The organism is Paraburkholderia sp. (assembly GCF_034668105.1).
GTDB lineage: Bacteria > Pseudomonadota > Gammaproteobacteria > Burkholderiales > Burkholderiaceae > Paraburkholderia.
Genome location: NZ_JAXDPY010000684.1, coordinates 1 through 4,123 on the forward strand (window position 1 = coordinate 1; position 4,123 = coordinate 4,123).

Annotated in this window: 4 protein-coding genes; all 4 read left to right on the forward strand. The window is 61.2% G+C overall.

Annotation, left to right across the window (positions count from 1 at the left end):
* The coding region (locus QOC89_RS30100) for a TRAP transporter large permease subunit (RefSeq protein ID WP_323048373.1) at positions 1-433 on the forward strand (433 nt) is incomplete at its 5' end.
* Complete coding sequence (locus QOC89_RS30105) at positions 406-2,022, forward strand: class I adenylate-forming enzyme family protein (RefSeq protein WP_323048374.1); 1,617 nt, start codon at positions 406-408, stop codon at positions 2,020-2,022. The genes QOC89_RS30100 and QOC89_RS30105, both read left to right, overlap by 28 nt.
* Before the next feature lie 47 nt (positions 2,023-2,069).
* Positions 2,070-3,008 (forward strand): AEC family transporter, encoded by a 939-nt coding sequence (locus QOC89_RS30110; RefSeq protein ID WP_323048375.1) that lies wholly within the window; start codon positions 2,070-2,072, stop codon positions 3,006-3,008.
* 35 nt (positions 3,009-3,043) lie between these two features.
* On the forward strand, positions 3,044-4,123 hold a 1,080-nt coding region (locus QOC89_RS30115; RefSeq protein WP_323048376.1), incomplete at its 3' end, for a thiamine pyrophosphate-binding protein.

Here is a 4,123-nt window from a genome sequence, read left to right on the forward strand (position 1 = left end):
GCTCATCATTGGCGCTGCGACCGGGATGGCGTGGGCGCTGACGCAATCTGGCTTTTCAACATCACTCGCGGCGTTCATGACCGGCTTGCCGGGCGGTGCACCGATGTTCCTCGCGGTGACGATCGTCGCCTTCATCGTTCTGGGAAGCGTGCTCGAAGGCATTCCCGCAATCGTGCTGTTTGGTCCGCTGCTGTTTCCAATCGCCAAGCAAGTCGGCGTGCATGAAGTGCACTACGCCATGGTGGTCATCCTGGCGATGGGTATCGGCCTGTTCGCTCCGCCGTTCGGCGTCGGCTACTACGCCGCCTGCGCAATCAGCCGCATTCACCCCGATGAAGGCATCAAGCCGATGCTCGGCTACATGCTGGCGCTGCTGATCGGCACCATCATTATCGCCGCTGTTCCGTGGATTTCGATCGGGCTTTTGCGCTGAACCAGTCACGTGGCTTCAACCCAGAGGAGTGCAAAGTGAAGGACCTCCTGAATTTCGGACAGATGCTCTCGGTCCATGCGCGGCTATCGCCGGATCGCGTCGGCGCCAGGGACCTCGAACGTTCGATGACTTTCTCCCAGTGGAACGACCGCGCATGCCGCCTCGCCAACGCTCTGCTCGGCCTCGGCCTGTCCAAGGGCGATCGCGTCGCGATCCTGGCCTATAACTGCGTCGAATGGTGCGAGATCTTTGCGGCCACCGCGAAGGCCGGACTCGTCGCGCTGCCGATCAACTTTCGCCTGATCGGCAAGGAAATCCAGTTCATCGTCGAGAATGCCGAGGCCTCCGCCGTTATCGTGCAGGACGAACTTGTCGGCATGATCGAAGACGTTCGCGAGGATTTGCCGATCAAGCCCGGTCGCTTCGTCCATTTCGGCACGCGTTCGTGTCCCGCCGGCTATCGCGCTTATGAAGACTTGCTCGCCGCCGGCAGCAGCGCCGAACCCGGGCAGAATGTTGCATTGTCCGACCCGTGGACGCTGATGTACACCTCAGGCACCACGGGCAATCCCAAGGGGGTGGTAAGAAGCCACCGTAGCGGCGTTCTGCTCTCGATGGTCACCGAGATCGAGCTTGGGCTGCATCGCCACGACGGCGCCCTGCTCGTGATGCCGATGTGTCACGCCAACTCGCTCAATTTCTTCGGCGCATTCGGTTACTGCGGGGGCGTGAACTCGATCTATTCCCGCAAGAGCTTTGACCCGGAGCATTTTGTACGGACCCTGGCCGAGGGCGGCTCGACGTTCACATCGCTCGTACCAACCCACTACATCATGATGCTCGGATTGTCCGATGCGGTGCGCGGAAAATACAATTTCGACCAGGTGACCAAGTTGATGATTTCATCCGCGCCGGCGCGTCCGGAGACCAAGCGCCAGGTGATGCAGATGTTTCCGAACTCCGGCCTGTTTGAGCTCTATGGTGCGACCGAGACCGGCTGGGTGACGATGCTTCATCCGCACGAGCAATTCACCAAGCTTGGCTCGGTTGGGCGTGAGTGCGTCGGCGCGGCGCCGATCAGGATTCTGGACGAAGCGGGCAACGAGGTCCCGGACGGCGCATCCGGCGAACTCTTCTCCTGCAACGCCCATACCTTCGATGGCTACTGGCGGCTGCCGGAAAAGACCAAAGAATCATTCCGCGGCGACTATTGCACGGTCGGCGACATGGCCCGGCGGGATTCAGAAGGCTACATCCATCTGTCCGACCGCAAGAGCAACATGATTATTTCGGGCGGCGAGAACATCTATCCGTCCGAAGTCGAGGCGCTGGTCGGCGCGCATCCGCAGGTCAAGGATGTCGCCGTGATCGGTCTCCCCGATGAAAAATGGGGCGAGCGGGTTCACGCAGTGATCGTGCTCCACGAAGGCGCTGCTCTGACGGAGAGTGATCTCGTGGAATGGTCGAAGGAACGCCTGGCCGGCTACAAGCGTCCGCGCTCTTACGCGTTTCTCGCCGAAAACGAAATGCCGCGCAACGCCACGGGCAAGGTGCTGCATCGTGAGTTAAAGGTGCGTTTCTCGCGGTGAACAGGTAAGCGGGGATTTCTGAAACATGTTGGGGCACTCTGGATCACATGACCGCCGTACTGAATTCCGCGCTGCCGATCTTCGCGTTGATCCTGACCGGGTTCATCTGCGGCTATTTCGGCGCGTTCGACAAAACGGCGACCGACAACCTGAATCGCTTTGCGGTCTACCTGGCGTTACCCTCGCTGATGTTCGTAGCGATGTCGAAGATCACCCCGGATCAAGTGCATCAGCTCGGCTTCGTTGCGGCGTTCTGCGGCGGTTTTTCGATCACCTTCGCGGTCGCCTTTGCGATCAGCCGCGCCCGGGGGCGACGCGTCGCCAGCGCCAGCATCGAGGGCCTGGATGCCGGCTACAGCAATGTCGGCTTCATGGGAATTCCGATGTGCCTTCTGGTGTTCGGGCCGGAGAGTGCACCGGCCTCGATTATCGCGACCCTGGTTACAGCCTGCGTCCTCTTCCTGTTCGCCGTCGTCATCGTCGAGATCGATCTGCAAAAGGGAGGCAATTTGTGGTCGACCGGGGCCAGGGTCGCTCGGTCGCTGTTCACCAGCCCGCTCTTGATCGCGCCAGTCGCGGGGCTCTGTATCGGTCTGAGTGGCTTGAAAATACCTGGGCCGTTCGAGAGCTTTACCACATTGCTTGGCGGGGCCGCTTCGCCAGTGGCGCTGGTTTGCATCGGCTTGTTCCTCGCGCAGGAGCGTGTGGTCAGTCACGACGCAGTGTCGATCGGCATACTCGTCGCGCTGAAATTGATCCTGCAGCCTGCCATTACGGCGTTGCTGGCCTTCTACGTCTTTACGATGCCGCCTCTATGGTCCCATTCGGCCGTGATCTTGAGCGCGCTTCCCATCGGATCGGGACCATTCACGATCGCGAAACTCTACGGGCTCGAGGCTGGCGAGACCTCGGGTTCGATTCTCGTCTCGCATGTGTTTGCCGTCTTGACCGTTTCATTGCTCGTTGCGTGGCTGGCGCACGTATGACGTACCAAAGTGTTTAACAAAACCGGAGTTGTATGATGAAATTATCCCCCGATAGCGCGGCCGCCCTGATCGCGCGCCTTTTGAAGCAACGCGGCGTCAAGCGCGTGTTCGCGCTCTGTGGCGGGCATATCATGCCGATCTGGATGCAGCTCGACGCGGAAGGAATTCGTATCATTGATGTCCGTGACGAACGCGCGGCTGTGCACATGGCGCAGGCCCATGCGGAATTGACCGGCGAACTCGGGGTCGCGCTGGTTACCGCGGGCCCGGGGATGACCAATGCCATTACGGGCATTGCGAACGCGCATGTTTCTCGCGCGCCGATATTGGTGATTTCGGGCGGCAATCCGCGTCCGCAGGAAAACCGCGGCGGTCTGCAGGATATGGATCACACGCAGTTGGTGCGATCCATCACGCGCTACGCACGCACGGTGCGCGAACCGTCGCTGGTGCTGCAGGAACTCGACGAAGCGATCGCGCGCGCGTTCGGCGAGGGAGGCGAGCCCGGTCCGTCCTACATCGACTTTCCGACCGATACGCTGCGCGGAATTGTACCAAAGTCCGTGCAGCTCGAAGAGCATCTCTGCGCCAAGCCCCGTACGGTTACGCTTCCCGATCCGGTGCAGGTCTCCAGGGCGGTTGAGCTGCTTTGGTCGGCGCGCCGTGTGCTGGTGATTTCCGGTCGTGGCGCCCACGGCGCGGGACCGGAGCTGATTGCACTCCTCGACAGATTAGGTGCCGTGTACCTCGATACGGGCGAAAGTCGAGGCCTCGTGCCCGACAGTCATCCCTCCGTCGTTGGAGCGATGCGCGGCACCGTCATGGGCGACGCCGACGTCATTTTGACAATCGGCCGACGCCTCGACTTCCAGCTCGCTTACGGCTCGCCGGCCGTGTTCCAATCGGCAAAATTTGTCCGCATCAGCGATACTCCGGCGGAGATGCGCGACAATCGTCGCGGCGCGGTCGAGATTCTGGCGTCGCCTGCCGAGACGTTGCGTGCGATGGTCGAACAGGCCGGCAACCGGGTTTCCGAAGTGGACCGGCAGTGGGCCGCGAAGCTGCGCATTGGGCATGAAGAGCGTGCCAGGAAGCTTCAGCAGACCATGGCTTCG